The organism is Dehalococcoidia bacterium (assembly GCA_025060295.1).
In the GTDB taxonomy this organism is placed as follows: Bacteria; Chloroflexota; Dehalococcoidia; order Lucifugimonadales; family HRBIN23; genus HRBIN23.
In genome coordinates this window covers 166,261-182,346 of sequence record JANXCH010000001.1, presented here as the reverse complement: position 1 = coordinate 182,346, position 16,086 = coordinate 166,261, and the positions used below count along the sequence as shown (strand labels likewise).

At 61.7% G+C, this 16,086-nt stretch carries 13 protein-coding genes, 1 tRNA gene and 1 pseudogene; 2 read left to right on the top strand and 13 right to left on the bottom strand.

The features are described 5' to 3' along the window. Positions 1-116 precede the first annotated feature (116 nt). From serA to NZ951_00955, 4 genes are all read right to left on the bottom strand, one after another. The gene (serA, locus tag NZ951_00970; GenBank protein MCS7206501.1) at positions 117-1,715 is read right to left on the bottom strand and encodes a phosphoglycerate dehydrogenase; all 1,599 of its coding nucleotides are present in this window, start codon (positions 1,713-1,715) and stop codon (positions 117-119) included. A 2-nt stretch (positions 1,716-1,717) separates the two neighbouring features. Next, positions 1,718-2,830: an alanine--glyoxylate aminotransferase family protein gene (locus NZ951_00965; protein ID MCS7206500.1), complete on the bottom strand. Its 1,113-nt coding sequence runs from the start codon at positions 2,828-2,830 to the stop codon at positions 1,718-1,720. A gap of 63 nt (positions 2,831-2,893) precedes the next feature. Further along, a complete protein-coding gene (gene thrS, locus NZ951_00960) occupies positions 2,894-4,648 on the bottom strand; it encodes a threonine--tRNA ligase (protein ID MCS7206499.1) in 1,755 nt (584 codons plus the stop codon). 161 nt (positions 4,649-4,809) lie between these two features. Next, positions 4,810-4,886 (bottom strand) — tRNA-Val (locus tag NZ951_00955). A gap of 123 nt (positions 4,887-5,009) precedes the next feature. On the opposite strand from NZ951_00955, the gene NZ951_00950 reads away from it, so the two are divergent. Further along, positions 5,010-6,332: a nodulation protein NfeD gene (locus tag NZ951_00950; GenBank protein ID MCS7206498.1), complete on the top strand. Its 1,323-nt coding sequence runs from the start codon at positions 5,010-5,012 to the stop codon at positions 6,330-6,332. Further along, complete coding sequence (locus NZ951_00945; GenBank protein ID MCS7206497.1) at positions 6,332-7,111, top strand: slipin family protein; 780 nt, start codon at positions 6,332-6,334, stop codon at positions 7,109-7,111. The genes NZ951_00950 and NZ951_00945 overlap by 1 nt, the downstream gene beginning before the upstream one ends. Here the strand turns inward: NZ951_00945 and NZ951_00940 are convergent. The 9 genes and pseudogenes from NZ951_00940 to NZ951_00900 all read right to left on the bottom strand — a co-directional run bounded on the left by NZ951_00940 (position 7,108) and on the right by NZ951_00900 (position 16,082). After that, complete coding sequence (locus tag NZ951_00940; GenBank protein ID MCS7206496.1) at positions 7,108-7,848, bottom strand: SDR family oxidoreductase; 741 nt, start codon at positions 7,846-7,848, stop codon at positions 7,108-7,110. The two genes, NZ951_00945 and NZ951_00940, sit on opposite strands and share 4 nt — an antisense overlap. Positions 7,849-7,857: 9 nt before the next feature. Further along, a complete protein-coding gene (locus NZ951_00935; GenBank protein ID MCS7206495.1) occupies positions 7,858-8,658 on the bottom strand; it encodes an SDR family oxidoreductase in 801 nt (266 codons plus the stop codon). Between the two features lie 20 nt (positions 8,659-8,678). Beyond that, a complete protein-coding gene (locus NZ951_00930) occupies positions 8,679-9,470 on the bottom strand; it encodes a biotin--[acetyl-CoA-carboxylase] ligase (protein ID MCS7206494.1) in 792 nt (263 codons plus the stop codon). A 140-nt stretch (positions 9,471-9,610) separates the two neighbouring features. After that, positions 9,611-10,530, bottom strand: a pseudogene (locus NZ951_00925) (TRAP transporter substrate-binding protein). Between the two features lie 560 nt (positions 10,531-11,090). Beyond that, positions 11,091-12,404: a TRAP transporter large permease subunit gene (locus tag NZ951_00920; protein ID MCS7206493.1), complete on the bottom strand. Its 1,314-nt coding sequence runs from the start codon at positions 12,402-12,404 to the stop codon at positions 11,091-11,093. Then, the gene (locus NZ951_00915; protein ID MCS7206492.1) at positions 12,401-12,916 is read right to left on the bottom strand and encodes a TRAP transporter small permease subunit; all 516 of its coding nucleotides are present in this window, start codon (positions 12,914-12,916) and stop codon (positions 12,401-12,403) included. Before NZ951_00915 ends, NZ951_00920 begins: the two co-directional genes overlap by 4 nt. 158 nt (positions 12,917-13,074) lie before the next feature. Beyond that, entirely contained in the window at positions 13,075-14,262 is a 1,188-nt protein-coding gene (locus NZ951_00910) for a TRAP transporter substrate-binding protein (GenBank protein ID MCS7206491.1), read from the bottom strand. A gap of 96 nt (positions 14,263-14,358) precedes the next feature. After that, positions 14,359-15,318 (bottom strand): glycerate dehydrogenase, encoded by a 960-nt coding sequence (locus NZ951_00905; GenBank protein ID MCS7206490.1) that lies wholly within the window; start codon positions 15,316-15,318, stop codon positions 14,359-14,361. A gap of 38 nt (positions 15,319-15,356) precedes the next feature. After that, positions 15,357-16,082, bottom strand: coding sequence for a ubiquinone/menaquinone biosynthesis methyltransferase (locus tag NZ951_00900; GenBank protein ID MCS7206489.1), 726 nt, complete (start codon positions 16,080-16,082; stop codon positions 15,357-15,359). Between the last annotated feature and the right edge of the window lie 4 nt (positions 16,083-16,086).

Genomic DNA, 16,086 nt, shown 5'->3' with positions numbered 1-16,086 from the left:
CCTTGCCCGTGGGGGGGCTCCTCCCTGGGCCTCATCATAGCACCAGTCCCAGAAAACGCAAAAGGGGCCGAAGGCCCTTGTGCCGGCACGGGCACAGCTAGGGATGCGGGGGGATACTAGGCCGTATGCACCAGGCGGGCGCTATAGATATAAGGCAGGGCACGCACCTGGGCCAACACTTCGGGGGGCATAGGGTCGTCCAGCCCCAGCACCATCATGGCTCGCCCCCGCGGCTCAAAGCGCCCCACCTCCATGAAACTAATGTTGATATCGTGGCGCCCCGTGATGCTCCCCACCGCACCGATAAGCCCGGGGCGGTCGTGGTGGTCAATGAAAAGCAGGTAGGGAGCAGAGGGCACCAAATCCAGCCAGTACCCCTTCACTTGGACGATGTGCACCTCCCCGCGCATAGCGGTGCCCACTAGGGACACCCGCCCGCCGGTAGCCTCCAGTTCCACCCCCAACAGGCTGGCGTAATGTTCAGGTGCAGGGCCCTTCTCCTCGGCCACCACGAGGCCACGGCGGGTCGCCACCGATTGGGCATTGACCAGGTTCACCCGTTGGTCGGTGGTGGGTTGCAGGAGCCCCACCAAAGCGGCTGCCTTCAAGATGGTGGTGTCATGCTGGGCGATCTCCCCCTGATAGCGTAACACGACCCGTTGCAGTTGCCCGTCCAGGAGTTGAATGGCGATGCGCCCGAGGGTGGTCGCTACGGGCAGATAGGGGGCCAAGACCTTTTGGGACTCGGGCACCACCATGGGGGCGTTGATGGTATATGCCGAGGGCTGCCCACGGAGCACCGCCAGCACCTGCTCCGCCACCTCTTGTGCCACCTCCGCCTGAGCCTCCTCGGTGGAGGCCCCGAGATGGGGGGTGACCACCACACGGGGATGGCGCAGAAGGGGATGATCAGCGGGCGGCGGCTCTTGGGAGAACACGTCCAGCGCCGCCCCTGCCAAGCGCCCCTCGTTGAGGCTCCGCAGGAGCGCCTCCTCGTCCACTAGGTCGCCCCGCGCCACATTGATGAGGTAGGCTCCTGGCTTCATTAAAGCCAGTTGCCCTGTGCCTATGAGGTGGCGGGTGGCGGGGGTCAAGGGGGCGTGAATGGTAACGAAGTCCGCCTCCTGCAGGAGGCGCTCTAGGGGCACCAGGGTGACGCCAAGCCTTTGGGCAAAGTCGGCCGAGACGAAGGGGTCATAGGCGAGAAGGCGCATCTGCAAACCTCGGGCCCGCTGGGCCACCTGGGAGCCCACGCGCCCCAAACCGATGATGCCCAAGGTTTTGTCCCGCACCTGGGTGCCAATGAACTGGGAGCGCTTCCACTCGCCCCGCTGAAGGGAGGCGTGCGCCTGGGGGATGCGGCGTGCCACCGCCAGCAAAAGGGCGATGGTGTGCTCGGCTGCAGCGATGATGTTCCCCGTGGGAGCGTTGACCACCGCCACCCCACGGCGGGTAGCCTCCTCCACATCAATGTTGTCCACCCCCACCCCGGCGCGTCCAACCACCACAAGATTGGGGGCCTGGGCAAACAGGTCCGATGTAACCTTCGTCTCACTGCGGACGATGAGGGCGTGCGCCTCCCGCAGATGGTGTATGAACGCCTCGGCCGGAGCGTCCTTCTGGCGCAGCACCACCTCCACATCGGGCTGGGAGCGCAGAAACTCCACGCCCTGGGGATGTAAGGGATCAGCCACGAGAATACGCAACCGAGGCATCTTTACACCGCGCGCGTCACTGTGGGCACACGGTAGCCCAGGGACAGCAAAGCCTTGCCCACAGCATCCAGGCACTCCCGGATGTCGGACTCCCGCACATACCCCATATGGCCGATGCGGATGATCTTGCCCGCCAGAGGCCCTTGCCCGCCCGCCACCACCACCCCAAACTTCTCCCGCAGCGTGGCTTCGAGGCGGCGACCGTCAACGCCCTCTGGCACCTTGATAGCAGTAACGGTGTTGGAGGCGTAGCGCTCGTCAGCCACCAGTAGGGAAAGGCCCAATGCCCGCGCCCCTTGTCGGGTCAAAGCCCCCATACGGGCGTGATGGGCGTAAATATTCTCCATCCCCTGTTGGAGCATAAAGGCCAGGCTGACATCCAGCCCGTAGAAGATGGAGACCGCAGGCGTCCAGGGTGTCTGGCCCCGCTCGTAGTACGACTTGTGCTTCCCAAAATCCAGATAGAAACGGGGCGCTTTGGCCGTCTTATAAGCCTCCCACGCCCGTGGGCTAACCGAAACGAAAGCCAAGCCGGGCGGAACCATAAACCCCTTCTGGGAGGCGGTGGCAACCACATCGCATCCCCACGCATCCACAGGCAAGGGGATGCACCCCAGACTGGAGATGGCGTCCACGATCAGGAGTTTGTCGGCCTCTTTGACCACCTGGGCTAGGGTTTGCAGGTCGTTAGTAACGCCCGTGGAGGTCTCGTTGTGGGTGATGCACACCGCCTTGACCTGGGGGTGAGCCTTGAGGGCCTTCCGCACTTGGTCAGGATCCGCCGCCTGCCCGTAGGGGAAGGCGACCTTCACCACCTGCATCCCATAGGCTTCGGCGATCTGAATGAAGCGCTCCCCAAACTCCCCGATGCTCACGCACAGCACCTGATCCCCTGGGGAAAGGGTATTGACCAGACAGGCTTCCATCGCCCCGGTGCCCGAGGCGGTGAAGATGAGGACGTCGTTTGTGGTCTGGAACACCTGCTGGAGCCGTTGGTGGATGCGGGTGATGAGGTCCTTGAACTCGGGTCCCCGGTGGTTGATCATCTGCCTCCCGACGGCTGCCAGCACATCCTCTGGGCATGGGGTTGGGCCTGGGACGCGTAAGTTGGCCACGCTCGCCTCCTCTGCCCCCTTTGTGAAGAGGGGCACATATCCTATAATAGCACGCCTGCAACGCTAGCGGTGCTCTGTCACTTCCCTGTGGATACGCTCCGTCAAGATGGCCAAGGGCACAGGCCCCAGGTCCTCCCCGCTGCGCAGGCGCACCGCCACCGCCCCCGTGGAGGCCTCCCTATCCCCAACGATGAGCATATAGGGCACCTTGTGCAGTTGGGCGTCCCGTATCTTGGCCTGCATGCGCTCGCCGCGGTCGTCCAGGTGCACGCGGATGCCCTTTTCCCGCAACGCCTGGGCGACCTGCTGGGCATAGTGCACGTGCCGGTCGGCGATAGGGATGATGACCGCCTGCACGGGAGCCAGCCACACCGGGAAGGCCCCCCCGTAATGCTCAATGAGCACTCCCAAGAACCGCTCCAACGAGCCGAGGATAGCACGGTGCACCATATAGGGGCGGTGCCTCTGACCATCAGGCCCTTGGTAGGTGAGGTCAAAGCGCTCCGGCAAGTTGAAGTCAAACTGAACGGTGGTGCATTGCCAAGCCCGTTCCAGGGCATCCCGAATTTTGATGTCTATCTTGGGGCCGTAGAAGGCACCCCCGCCCTCGTCCACGTCATATTCCAGGCCCCGCTTCTCCAGGGCGTGGCGGAGGGACTGGGTAGCCACCTCCCACATCTGGACGTCGCCCACGGCCTTGGCCGGCCGCGTGGAGAGCACTACCTCCACCTCGCGGAAGCCGAAAATCTCCAGCAGGGAGAAGGTGAGATCCAGCACCCCCATAACCTCCTGCTCCACTTGGTCAGGGCGGCAGAAGATGTGGGCATCGTCCTGGGTGAACCCCCGCACGCGCATCAGGCCGTGCAGCACCCCTCCCCGCTCATAACGGTAGACTGTGCCCAGCTCCCCAATACGCAACGGGAGATCCCGATAACTGCGCAAAGCCGAGCGGTAAATCATAATGTGGAAGGGGCAGTTCATGGGCTTGGCATAGTACTGCTCCCCCTCCATCTCCATCGGGGGGTACATATTCTCCTTGTAGAAGGCGAGGTGGCCGCTGGTCTCCCACAGGCGCGCCCGCCCCAGGTGAGGGGTATAGGCCAGGTGATACCCCGCCTGCAGATGCACGCGGCGCCAAAGGTCTTCAATCAGGGAGCGCACCACAGCCCCCTTCGGATGCCAAAGGATTAGCCCCGGCCCCACCTCGTCGTGGATGGAGAACAGGTCCAGTTCCTTCCCCAGTTTGCGGTGATCGCGCTTTAGGGCCTCTTCCCGTCGGCGCAGGAAGTCCTCCAGAGCCTCCTGGCTCTCAAAGGCCGTTCCGTAGATACGCTGGAGCATAGGATTACGCTCGTCCCCGCGCCAGTAGGCCCCTGCCACAGTGAGCAGTTTGAAATAGCGTACTTGCCCTGTGCGCTCCACATGTGAACCCCGACAGAGGTCCACAAAGGAACCATGGCTGTAGAGGGTGATGGGTTCCCCCTCGGGGATGCTCTCGATGATCTCTAGTTTGTAGGGGTTGGAGGCGAAGCGGCGTCGGGCCTCTTCCCGTGAGACCTCGTGGCGCACGAAGGGCAAGTCGGCCTCTACCCGTTGGCGCATCACCTGTTCAATCCGTGCCAAATCATCTTGAGTGAACGGGTGGGGGACATCAAAGTCATAGTAAAAACCGTCCTCAGTGGGGGGTCCGATAGTCAGTTTGGCCTCGGGGAACAGGGTTAAAACGGCGTCGGCCATAATATGAGCCGCCGAGTGGCGCAGGCGGGCGCGCAGGTCTGCCACTTCAGGGGGCACACGGGTTTTATGGGATACGATCATAAACATTCTCCTGCGAACAGAGATAGGAGCACACACAGCAAAGGAGAGCGGAGGGCATAGATGGAAGGAAGGGAGTCTGTTGTCCCCCGTTAGGGGGAACACACCAAAGGTGGTGGGCAGTTAGCAGACGGTTCCCAACGCCGATGCTCCGCTGAGAGCAATGGTGGGCGGGATAGGATTCGAACCTATGACCCCTGCGATGTCAACGCAGTGCTCTGGGCCTCTGAGCTACCCGCCCCACGCCTCTAGTGTAGAGGGCGGTACGAAAAAGCGTCAAGGGCAAAGGAGGCTTCCTCAGGGGGAAGCATTGCGGGTGTGGCTCCTGTATAATAGAAGGGAGCATGTCCTTCAGGGGTGGCGGGTGGTAGCGCGTTTCGGTCTGGCCTTTCTGTTAGCCACCCTGCTGGTTTTCCTTCTGGCACTGCCCCTTATGGCGGCGACCCCCCAGGTGGTCGTGCTGAGGGTGAAGGGCACTATCAACCCTGCCCTGACACGCTACATAGAGCGGGGTCTGGACGAAGCGGAGCGCCGCAGCGCCACCGCCGCCGTCATCATGCTGGACACCCCAGGGGGCCTGGACGAAAGCATGCGCGAGATTATCCAACGCATTATCAACGCTCGGGTGCCTGTCATTGTGTACGTGGCGCCGGCAGGGGCTCGGGCTGCCTCGGCGGGCACTTTTATTACCCTTTCGGCGCACATCGCCGCCATGGCCCCCGGCACTGAGATCGGTGCAGCCACCCCTGTCCCCCTCGGGGGGACAGACCAGCAGGCCGACAGCCGTTCACCTATGCAGGAGAAGATCCTCAACGATGCGGTCGCCTACATCCGCAGCCTTGCCCAGCTGCGGGGGCGCAATGCGGAATGGGCGGAGAAGGCGGTGCGTGAGAGTGCCTCTGTTCCCGCAGATGAGGCCAAGGCGTTGAGGATCGTGGAGGAGGTGGCGCCTGACTTGCCTACCCTCCTCCAGCAAGTGCATGGGCGGCGCGTGTCCCTGCTCATGGGTGAGGCGACCCTGCAGACTGCCCATGCCCAGGTGGTTTATGTGGACATGTCCTTGATTGAACAGTTTCTGGTCGTCATCAGCAACCCTAACATCGCCTTCATTCTGTTGAGCCTGGCTTTGCTGGCGTTGTTTTTTGAGTTTGCCAACCCTGGCTCCATTGTTCCGGGGGTGGTGGGGGCCATCCTGCTCCTCCTGGCCCTTTTTTCCTTGGGCACTTTGCCCATCAACTGGGCGGGGGTGCTCCTCATCGTGCTGGCTTTTATCCTATTTGTGGCGGAAGTGTTTGTTACCAGCTATGGCGCTTTAGGAATCGGGGGGGCTATCGCTTTGATCTTGGGCGGGCTTCTGCTGATGTCCAGCGCGGCCCCGCCTAACCTACGGGTTAATCCTTGGCTCGTCTCCAGTGTAGCGCTGGCAATCGCCGCCTTTTTCATCGTCGTTGTGCGCACCGTTGTGCAGGACCGCTTGCGCCGCCAACCCGTCACGGGGGGTGAGGGGCTCACGGGCCAAAGGGGTGTGGCCCGCACGCCCCTTGACCCCTACGGCACCGTTATGGTAGAAGGGGAGCGGTGGCAAGCCGTCAGCCTGAATGGGCGTATTGAGGAGGGGGAACCGGTTGTCGTGGAGGGGAGAGATGGTCTCACCCTCCGTGTCCGCAGGCTCCAAAGGAGGGACTAATGCAGTGGGTGATCGTTCTGGGTATCATCGTCGTCCTCATTCTGGTGCTCGCCCCGGCGTCGGTGCGGGTGGTGCAGGAATACGAGCGGGGTGTGATCTTCCGCTTGGGCCGTCTGGTGGGAGCACGGGGGCCGGGCATCTTCTTCATGATCCCCTATGTGGAGCGGATGGTGAAGGTGGACCTGCGCACCTTGACCATTGATGTGCCCCCTCAGGAGTGCATTACCAAAGATAATGTCAGCACGCGGGTGGACGCGGTCATCTACTTTCGCGTGGTGGATCCGGCCAAGGCAGTGGTGAAAATCATGGACTTCGTGCGCGCCACCTCCCTCATCGCTCAGACGACCCTGCGCAGTGTGGTGGGCCAATCGGAACTGGATGAACTCCTCACCCATCGGGAGAACATCAATCAGCGCCTGCAGCGCATCATTGATGAGCACACTGACCCCTGGGGCGTGAAGGTGAGCGCGGTAGAGGTGAAGGATGTGGAGATACCGGCGGAGATGCGCCGCGCCCTGGCCCGCCAGGCCGAGGCGGAGAGGGAGCGCCGGGCCAAAATCATCCACGCCGAAGGGGAATATGCCGCCGCCGAGCGCCTGGCTGCTGCTGCCCGCGTCATGCAACAGGAGCCCGCAGCCCTTCAGTTGCGCTACCTGCAGACCCTCACCGAAATCTCCACGGAGCGCACCAGCACTGTGGTGTTCCCTCTGCCCATTGACCTCATCAGCGCTTTCTTACAGGGGCGGCAGGGGGGTGGAGACAGCCAGCGCACGGGCTAGGGGTGTATCATCGCTCCGCCGTCAATGTAGACAGTGTGGCCAGTCAAGTAATCACAGGCCTCACTGCACATATACACCAGCAGGCCCACTAGGTCGCGCGGGTGTCCGTAACGGCGGATAGGGAGGTAGCGCACCAACAGTTCCTTCTGCTGTTCCTCCAGGGGCTTCTCTTCCAGCGACATCCACCCCGGCCCGATGCCGTTGACGCGGATGTTGCTCCGCCCCAGTTCCAGCGCCAGGGTGTGCACCAGATTGGTGAGGGCAGCCATACTGGCGCAGTAGGCGGAGAGGTTCCAGTTCCCCCGCTCCGCCAAGCCGGAGGCGATGAGCACCATGCGCCCATAGCGCTGGGCCAGCATCACCCGCGCCACCTCCTGGCACACCAGCCACGCCGCGCGCACATTGAACTGGAACACCCGGTCAAACTCTTGGATCGTGGTGTCCAGGAAGGGTTTGCCCAAAACGACCTGAGTATTGTGCACCAAGATGTCTATGCGTCCCATGTGCTGGTGCATTCGGGCTACTGCCTGGCGCACCTGGACGGGGTCGGTAACATCGGCCCGCAGGCTCAGGGCCAGCCCCTGCATTCCCCTCAAGCCCTCGGCGGTGTGGGCCACCACGCCGACCTGGGCTCCCGCCTCCTGCAGGGCCTGAACTAAAGTGGGTGTCCAGCCTAGGCCGTTGGTAACCACCAGGGCTTTCCGACCTGTCAGGTTCCACTCCGGGGGGATGGGCATAGGTGCCTCCTACTCCTTGAGGGGGATAACGGGGGCGTAGCCGGTGGGGGCATACCCGCCGGCCAGCCCCGCCCCCTCCACAAGAATAATCTCGCCGTTGATGTAGGACGCGGCATCCGAGGCTAAAAAGGCGGCGATGTGGCCGATATCTTCGGGTTTGCCCAAGTGCCCAACGGGGACGAACTCGGGACGGGCGATGTATTCCAGATGGCTTTGGGTCCCTTCGGTGGGGATACCCCCGGGGGCGATTCCGTTCGTGCGCACCCCATAGCGCCCCAGGCTGATGGCCAGACTACGCACCAGGGGAACCATCGCCCCTTTACTTACCGTGTAGACATAGCCATCCCGAGGCCCCCGCAACCCAAAAGCGGAAGTAATCATAATAATGGAGCCCCTACCCCGTTCCACCATATGCTTGGCCACGGCACGGGAGCAGTAAAAGGCTCCACTCAGGTTGACCGCCAGTCCGTAGTTCCACTCCTCATCGGTAATCTCCCAAATAGGCTTGCGAGGCAGGCCCACCAAGCCGGCGTTGTTGACCAGGATGTCTATCTGCCCCCACTCCTTCAGCACCGTGTCTACCAAGCGGTTCACCTGCGCAGAGTCGGACACATCGGTAGGGATGGCCAACGCCCTCCGCCCTATGGCGCGCACCTCGGCGGCCGCCTCCTCTATCGGCCCTGGGCGCCGGGCAGCGATGGCCACATCGGCCCCCGCTTTAGCCAATTGGCGCACAATCGCCCTCCCCAACCCCGTCCCTCCCCCCGTGACGATGGCCACACGCCCATCCAGGCTTACGGCTTCCAACATATCCCCTCCTTGCGCAAAGGTTACGCAGAGTGGGCGCTCACGCGCGTCGTAACTTCCCCGGCTGGCAGGACAACCGTGGTGCCGTTGTCCTGTAGGACGACCAGGTCGCCGTCAGGAGTAACGCCCTGGGCCATCCCTTCCACGGTATCCCCGCCCCACTGCACCGCCACAGGCTTGCCCAATCCCTCTAGGTAGTGATTCCACTCCTTCCAGAGGGGAAAGCGGTCCAATGCCTGCTGGTAGCGGCTGTCCAGGGCTTGGAGGAGCCGGCGGAGCACTTCTCCCCTGTCCAATGGATGGCCCACCTCCTGGGCCAAACTGGTGGCGATGTCGGCCAGGGGCGTGCCTATGAAGGTGGCGTTCACGTTCAGGCCAATACCCGCCACCACCCAACCCGTTTGGGGGTCTTCCCAACGCCCCTCTATGAGGATGCCACACACCTTTTTCCCCCCTAGGCGCACATCGTTGGGCCATTTGACGCGGGGCGTGAGCCCCGCGACCTTTTGCACCGTATCCACTACCGCCAAACTACAGGCCATGTTCACACGGCGCAGAGCCTCCGCCGGCGGACGCAGGATAATGGACAGGTACAAATTGTGCCCTGGTGGAGATACCCACGCACGCTGGAACCGCCCCCGCCCTGCCGTCTGCTCCTCGGCCAGCACCACCACCCCCTCCGGTGCCCCGACCTGGGCCAAACGATAGGCGGCGTCCATCGTGGAGGTGATACGGGGGAAAAGGTAGATAGCAGTCCCTATGAGGCGTGTGCCTAGCCCCCTGGCGACATCAGGAAGGGAGAGCGGACGACTCATTGCCCTGTCCCTGCGCGCATATGGACTTGACCTATGGTAGCGTCGCGTGGACGCCTTTGTCTGCAGGTTGGAAGCACATCAAGGGGGACAGGTAACCCCTGCTCCCCTTGGCCCCCATCCGTATGGGGAATAGAGTGCGTCTACTTCGCCCAGTATTTCTCATAGGCGTAGATGTTGGGCACGTAGATGCGCACTTTCCAGGGCACCACCCGGCTCGCCCACGCCTTTTGGGAGTCCAGAACCTTCTTAAAGAAGGGCCCCACGCGCGGGTCGTGGGTGTATTTATCGATGATCTTGTCCCAGGCATCCAGTTGGGCCCTCAGGATTTCTGGGGGAGTCTGGAACACCTGCACGCCCAATCGCTGAATCTCCACCAGGTCTTTACTGTTCAGATCTATCCAGCGCCACTGCATATCGGCCATAACGGCGTAGCGCACAAGTCCCTTCAGGTCCGGGGGCAGGGCATCCCACTTGTCTTTGTTGATGAGGAGTTCCAGGTACTCCACCGGCTGGTGGAAACTCTGGAGATAGTAGTATTTGGTTACTTGGGGGAAGCCGAGGGTCTTGTCGTCGGTGGTGTTGTTCCACTCGGCGGCGTCAATGACGCCCGCTCCAGGGCGGGGATGATTTCAGCGCCCGGGAGGCTGACCACTGAAGCGCCCATGTTGGTGAAGAGTTCAGCCGCCAACCCCACGGTGCGGTATTTCAACCCCTTCAAGTCTTCCACCGAGCGGATGGGCTTCCGAAACCATCCGAAGGGCTGGGTGGGAATGGGACCGAAGTGGAATCCCACCAGGTTCAACTGCATCTCCTTCTGCAGAAGTTCCTGGTAGAGCTCCCACCCGCCCCCGTAATATTCCCAGGCTAGCAGGTCGTTGGCATCCATCCCGAAGGAGGGGCCGGTTCCGAACAGGCTCGCCCCGGCGTGCTTACCCACAAAGTACGCCGGGACATACCCAGCGCCGTCCAGAACCCCCTTAGACGCCGCATCGGCCGCTTCAAAGGGGGGCACGATGGCTCCACTCGGCAAGACCTCCCATTTGAACCTCCCCCCGCTCATGGCCTCAATCTTCTTACCCAATTCCACAAAGCTTATGTGGGCGAGGCTCGTGGCTGGGAAGGCGGTCTGGATCTTCCAGGTGATCACCTGCGGCGCTGGTGCACCTGGGGGTGCTGCGGGCTGGGCCACACCAGGGGCCGCCGGTTGAGACGGCGTGGGTGTGGGTTGAGGACGCTGACACGCCAGTGCTATCCCAAGGATACCCACCAGCACGGCCACGAGGGCAAAGACCAACCAAATACTGCGCTTCACAATACCCCCTTTCCTTAATAGGGTAATTTTTCACGGCCTGTATAACACGCTCGGCCTTCCCTGTCAAGGGGCTCAGAGGTGAAGGGGTGTGGTGGGTGCCCTCTATGGCCTGGACGGGGGGCGCACCGCGCAGCGCTGGCGCTTGTTCGCCCTTTTTGGGGGGCGAGGCCAACGGGGGAAGCCCCCACTTCTTCGGCCCGTTTCAAGGGTGAGGGTCGGGCAGGCTGTTAGGCTGTCCTCTGACTCTCGCCTGCTGTTACTGCCCGACCCTTATGAGGTGCAGTGCTTTTCCTGCACTTCTCTCCCTGCTACTTATACAGCACACTGGGCAACCAGAGGGCCAAAGCGGGGAAGAACAGCACAAGCAGAAGCCCGACGACTTGCCAGACCATAAACTCCAGCATCCCTCTGTAGATATCTGTGAGGCTCCACTGGGGAACGACAGCCTTCAGATAGTAGGCTGCCATCGCCACGGGCGGCGAGAGGAAAGCGGTCTGCAAGTTCACGGCCACGAGGGTGGCGAACCATACCATATCAAACTGTAACTCTTGGACCAACGGGAGGAAAATGGGGAGGAAGATCAAGATGATGGCCGGCCACTCTAACGGCCAGCCCAGCAGGAAGATGACCAACATGAGCAGAAGAAGCATCCCCATAGGGGGCAGGGGCAACTTTAGAAGGGTTTCGGTAATAAGGGTAGAGGTCCCCAGGCGGGAGAACACAGCACCATAAATATTGGACGCAACGGCAAGGAACAAGACCAAACTAGAGGTTTGAATCGTTTGGAAGGCGGCCCGCCGTAAGAGAGCCAGATTCAGCCGCCGATAAACCACCGTCAACAAAAGGGCACCAAAGGCCCCCATGGCGGCGGCCTCAGTAGGGGTTGCCCAGCCCAGAATAATGCTCCCCAAGGCGGCAAACATCAGCACCGCCAAAGGGATAACCCCGATCAGTAACTCCTGCATCCCCTTCCAAAAAGACACCCTCTCCTCTGGGGGCAAGGGAGGCCCAAGATTAGGGTTCAGGTAACTCCGCACAAGGGCATATGCCATATACAAACCCGAAAGCACCAGGCCGGGGATAAATGCTGCGGCGAAAAGTTTGACAATGGAGACCCCCATCACCGGCCCCATCAACACCAGCATCACGCTGGGGGGTATCAGGATGCCTAGCGTCCCCCCGGCCGTAATGACCCCTGCCGCTAATGCCGGGTTGTAGCGGCTCTTGATCATAGAGGGGGCCGCCATAAGCCCCATGACGGTGACCGATGCCCCGATAATTCCGGTGGCGGTAGCAAACACCGTCGCCGTCAGAAGCACGCCCAAGTAAAGTGAGCCCCGCACCGGGGCCAGGATCAACTGGAACGCCCGAAACAGGCGCTCCATCAGACCCGCCCGCTCCAGCACATACCCCATGAATACGAACAAGGGGACGGCTGCCAGGGTCTCCTCCTTCATCAACCCCACCGCCTGAAACACCATCAGGTCAAAAACCCGGGACCCAAAGCCTATAAACCCGAAGACCACGGCCAAAATGACGAGGGTGAAAGCGATAGGGAATCCCACAAAGATTCCCACTAAAAGGGTGCCCAGCAACACCAAGCCCAGATATGCGTCGCTCATGGCCATCGCCCCTTCAGCATGGCATAGACGCTCTTGAGAAACTCAGAGACGCCCTGGACGATGAGCAGAGCCGCCGTTGCGGGGATCACAAACTTGTAGGGATACAAAGGCGGTCGCCACGGGCTCGCATCCGACTTCTCGCGAATGGTGAAGGCATGCCACGCCTCGTCCCACCCCGCCCACAGGAAGAAGGCCATACCCGGGAAGAAGAACAGCAGGTAGAGAACCGCGTCAATAGTCCCCTGCACACGCACAGGGAAACGGTTATAGAAAATATCTGTGCGGATATGCCCTTTTTTCAGAAGCGTGTAGCCCGCCCCCAGCATGAAGATGCTCCCATAGAGCATATAAGTGATGTCATAGGACCACACCGTCGGAGAGCCGAAGAACTTGCGCGAAATGACTTCATAGGTCATCACCCCCACCAGGGGGATAATCAACCAGGCGAAGGTCTTTCCTATCCATTCCCCGATGGTGTCAATTACCTTTGTTACCCGCAGGAGCCTCTCCATAGGTGCACCTCGCGGTCATAGGAGGTGTGGAAGCGGTCATAGGAGGTGTGGAAATTGAGACATCGCGGGAACAAGTTAGCCTGTCCCAAGCCGTTTTCGCAAGGGGGCTGGCAAACATGGGCCAGCCCCCTTGCACCAGATGTCAGCCCCCCCGCAGACTACCGCATATAGACCTTGTCCCTCCAGTAGTAGTTGCCCACCAGTTCATAGGAGGGCCAATAGGAGAGGCGATAGGGGACGACCAGCGCAGCATACTTCTTCTGGGACTCCACCACCTTACGATAGAAGGGGTCTTTGGCCGCCTGGGCCTCAGTGATCTCGTCCCAGATCTTCAGCAGTTGCGTGTAGACATCGGGGGGCGTGCGCATAATGCGCACCCCTTGCCGCATCAACGCCTCGCAGGCTTCGGCGTTCTGTTTGTGGAAACGCACCCACCAGCGGAAATACAGGTGCTGTGCCGAGATTTTCACAATTTCCTGGAGATCCGCCGGGAGTTTGTCCCAGACATCCTTGTTGAAGATCACATCCCCCACCGTTACGATCTCATGGACGCCCGGAGAGTAGTGAATCTTCAGGATGTTGTGAAAGCCCAAGCGCTGGTCCTCCAAGCATCCTATCCACTCGCCGGCGTCAATGACCTTCCGCTCCAGGGCGGGGATAATTTCCCCACCCGGCAGGGTAACCACACTGACCCCAGCTTTTTGCATGATCTCTGCACCCATCCCAGGGATGCGATACTTCAGGCCCCGCAGGTCGTCCATGTTCTTGATCTCCTTAGGGAACCAGCCCAACGCCTGGGGACCCGCGGTGAGGATGGGGAAAGAGACGATGTTCAGTTTGAGCACCTGCTGGTAGTACTCGTTCAGTAGCTCCCAGCCCCCTCCCTCCCAATACCAGCCGTAGAAGTCAATGAAGTCCATCCCGAACTGGACGCCGTGGGAGAGGGCATTCCCCGCGGGATGTTTCCCCGCCCAGTAGCCAGGCCAGGTGTGGGCACCGTCAATCACCCCCTTGCTAGTGGCGTCGGCCACTTCAAAGGCCCCCACAATCGCCCCCGCAGGGAGCATCTCAATCTTCAGGCGTCCCCCGCTTAACTTTTCCACCTGCTGGGCGAACCAAACGGCCTGCTCGTGGACGGCCAAAGTGGCCGGCCAGCTGCTCTGCATCTTCAGGTGGAAAACCTGCTGGGCGGCTGGCTGGGCGGCGGGTGCTTGCGGAGCGGCAGGGGCCTGCCCGCCGGCGCCTTGCTGTGCAGGGGTGGGTGCAGCCCGTGCGCACCCCCAAACCAGCAGACCAACAAAAGCTAAAAGCGCCAACAAGCCCGCGCTGCGCACTGCTTTGCGCATAATCCCCCCTCGTATACGAGTTATACAAAGCATAAAAATGAGGCCCTTTTCTGTCAAGAGGGGAAGAGGCTTTCCCAGGGTCAGCTCTCTGCGGCTTTATTGCTGGGGTTGGTTGACCACGTTCTGTGGACGCCCCGCGAAAAAAGCGCGGATGTTCCCCAAAGCGATTTCCAGCATGCGCCATTTGGCCGTGTCGGCGTTCCACCCCAGGTGGGGCGTCAGCAGGGTGCGGGGGGCAAGAAGCAAAGGGTGCTTGCGGGGAGGTGGCTCCTCCTCCCACACATCAATCGCCGCCCCTGCAATACGCCCCTCCCGCAAGGCTGTAGCTAGAGCGTCAGTATCCACCACCTCGGCGCGGGCCATGTTCACCAGGAAGGCAGTGGGCTTCATCATAGCCAGTTCTCTGGTTCCGATGAGGCCCCGGGTCTGGGGCGTCAGGGCACAGTGGAGGGTTACCACATCGGCCTCTCGCAAAAGCGTTTGTAAGGAAACGAACTCTACCTCGTGCTCCTGCGCCCGCTGGGGGGAAGGACGCGCCGTGAAACAGAGCACGCGCATGCCGAAGGCGCGTCCCAGGCGGGCCACCTGGCTCCCCACACCTCCGAGCCCCACAATCCCCAGGGTTTTCCCCCGTAGGCCCAAGCCCGCCAGGGCCTCCTGCTCCCATCGCCCCTCCCGTAGGCTCCGATCGGCCTCCACAACCTTGCGGGCCAATGCCAGGATCAGGGCGAAGGTAAACTCAGCTACGGCGTCGTCACCGTAGTGAGGCGTGTTGCACACCGTAATTCCCCGCCGCGTAGCGTGGTCCAGGTCTATGTAGTTCCCCACGCCGACGCCCATGTAGGAAGCCACTCGCAGTCGGGGGAGGGCATCCAGGAGGGCAGGAGTTAGTTTCACCCACGCCCAGATCAAGGCATCGGCCTCCCGAGCGCGACGAATGAACTCCTCCGGCGTGGGGAGGTCGTTATAATGGCGCACCTCCCCCAGCCCTTCGGTCAGGTGAGCGGGGAGGTCTTTGGGATACCCGATGTTATCCGGAATGACCACGAGAGGCATAGACCACCCCCCAAACCTGCCCACATAGGCGTGCTATGCTAGGTCGCCCCCTCCATGCGCCGTGCCCAGATGAGGGCGATGCTAGGGCTGGGCTGCCACAAGCGCACCGGCCCCACTCCGATCTCCTGCACCCAGCGGGCCAAACCCCGAGGGGTGGGGAAGCCCTCGGTGGAGAAGGCCAGATAAGCATAGGCCTCGGGGTTACCTGTAACGAGGCGTCCTAAGAGGGGTACCACACGCCGCACATAGAAGCCGAACACCCGTTCGGCGATGCTGCTTTCGTGCCCGCACAACTCCAAGACAACGAGATAGCCCCCAGGGGCCAGAACCCGCTTCATCTCCCGCAAGACGGCCAGGGGATCCGCAGTGTTGCGCAGAACGAAAGCACACGCACAGGCACCGAACACGCCATCGGAAAAGGGCAAGGCCATCCCATCACCCAGCAGGGGCATAAAGCGCTGGGCTACCCCTGCGCGCTGGGCCTTCTGCACAGCCCTTTCCAGCATGGGACGGACGGGATCCACCCCCACCACCCGCAGAGTGCGGTTGCGTTTGAGCAGATAGAGGGCCACATCCCCTGTCCCACATCCCACATCTAAAGCCAAGCCAGACACCCTCGACCCCTGCACAGCGATACGGGCCATCAACCGCTTGAGCACCTTATGAGTGCCGAAAGTCATGACGGTATTCATCAGGTCATAGCGGGGCACAATGGAGGCGAAGATGGCCCGCACGCGCGCCGGATCCATCGGTTGCCACGGCATCCAC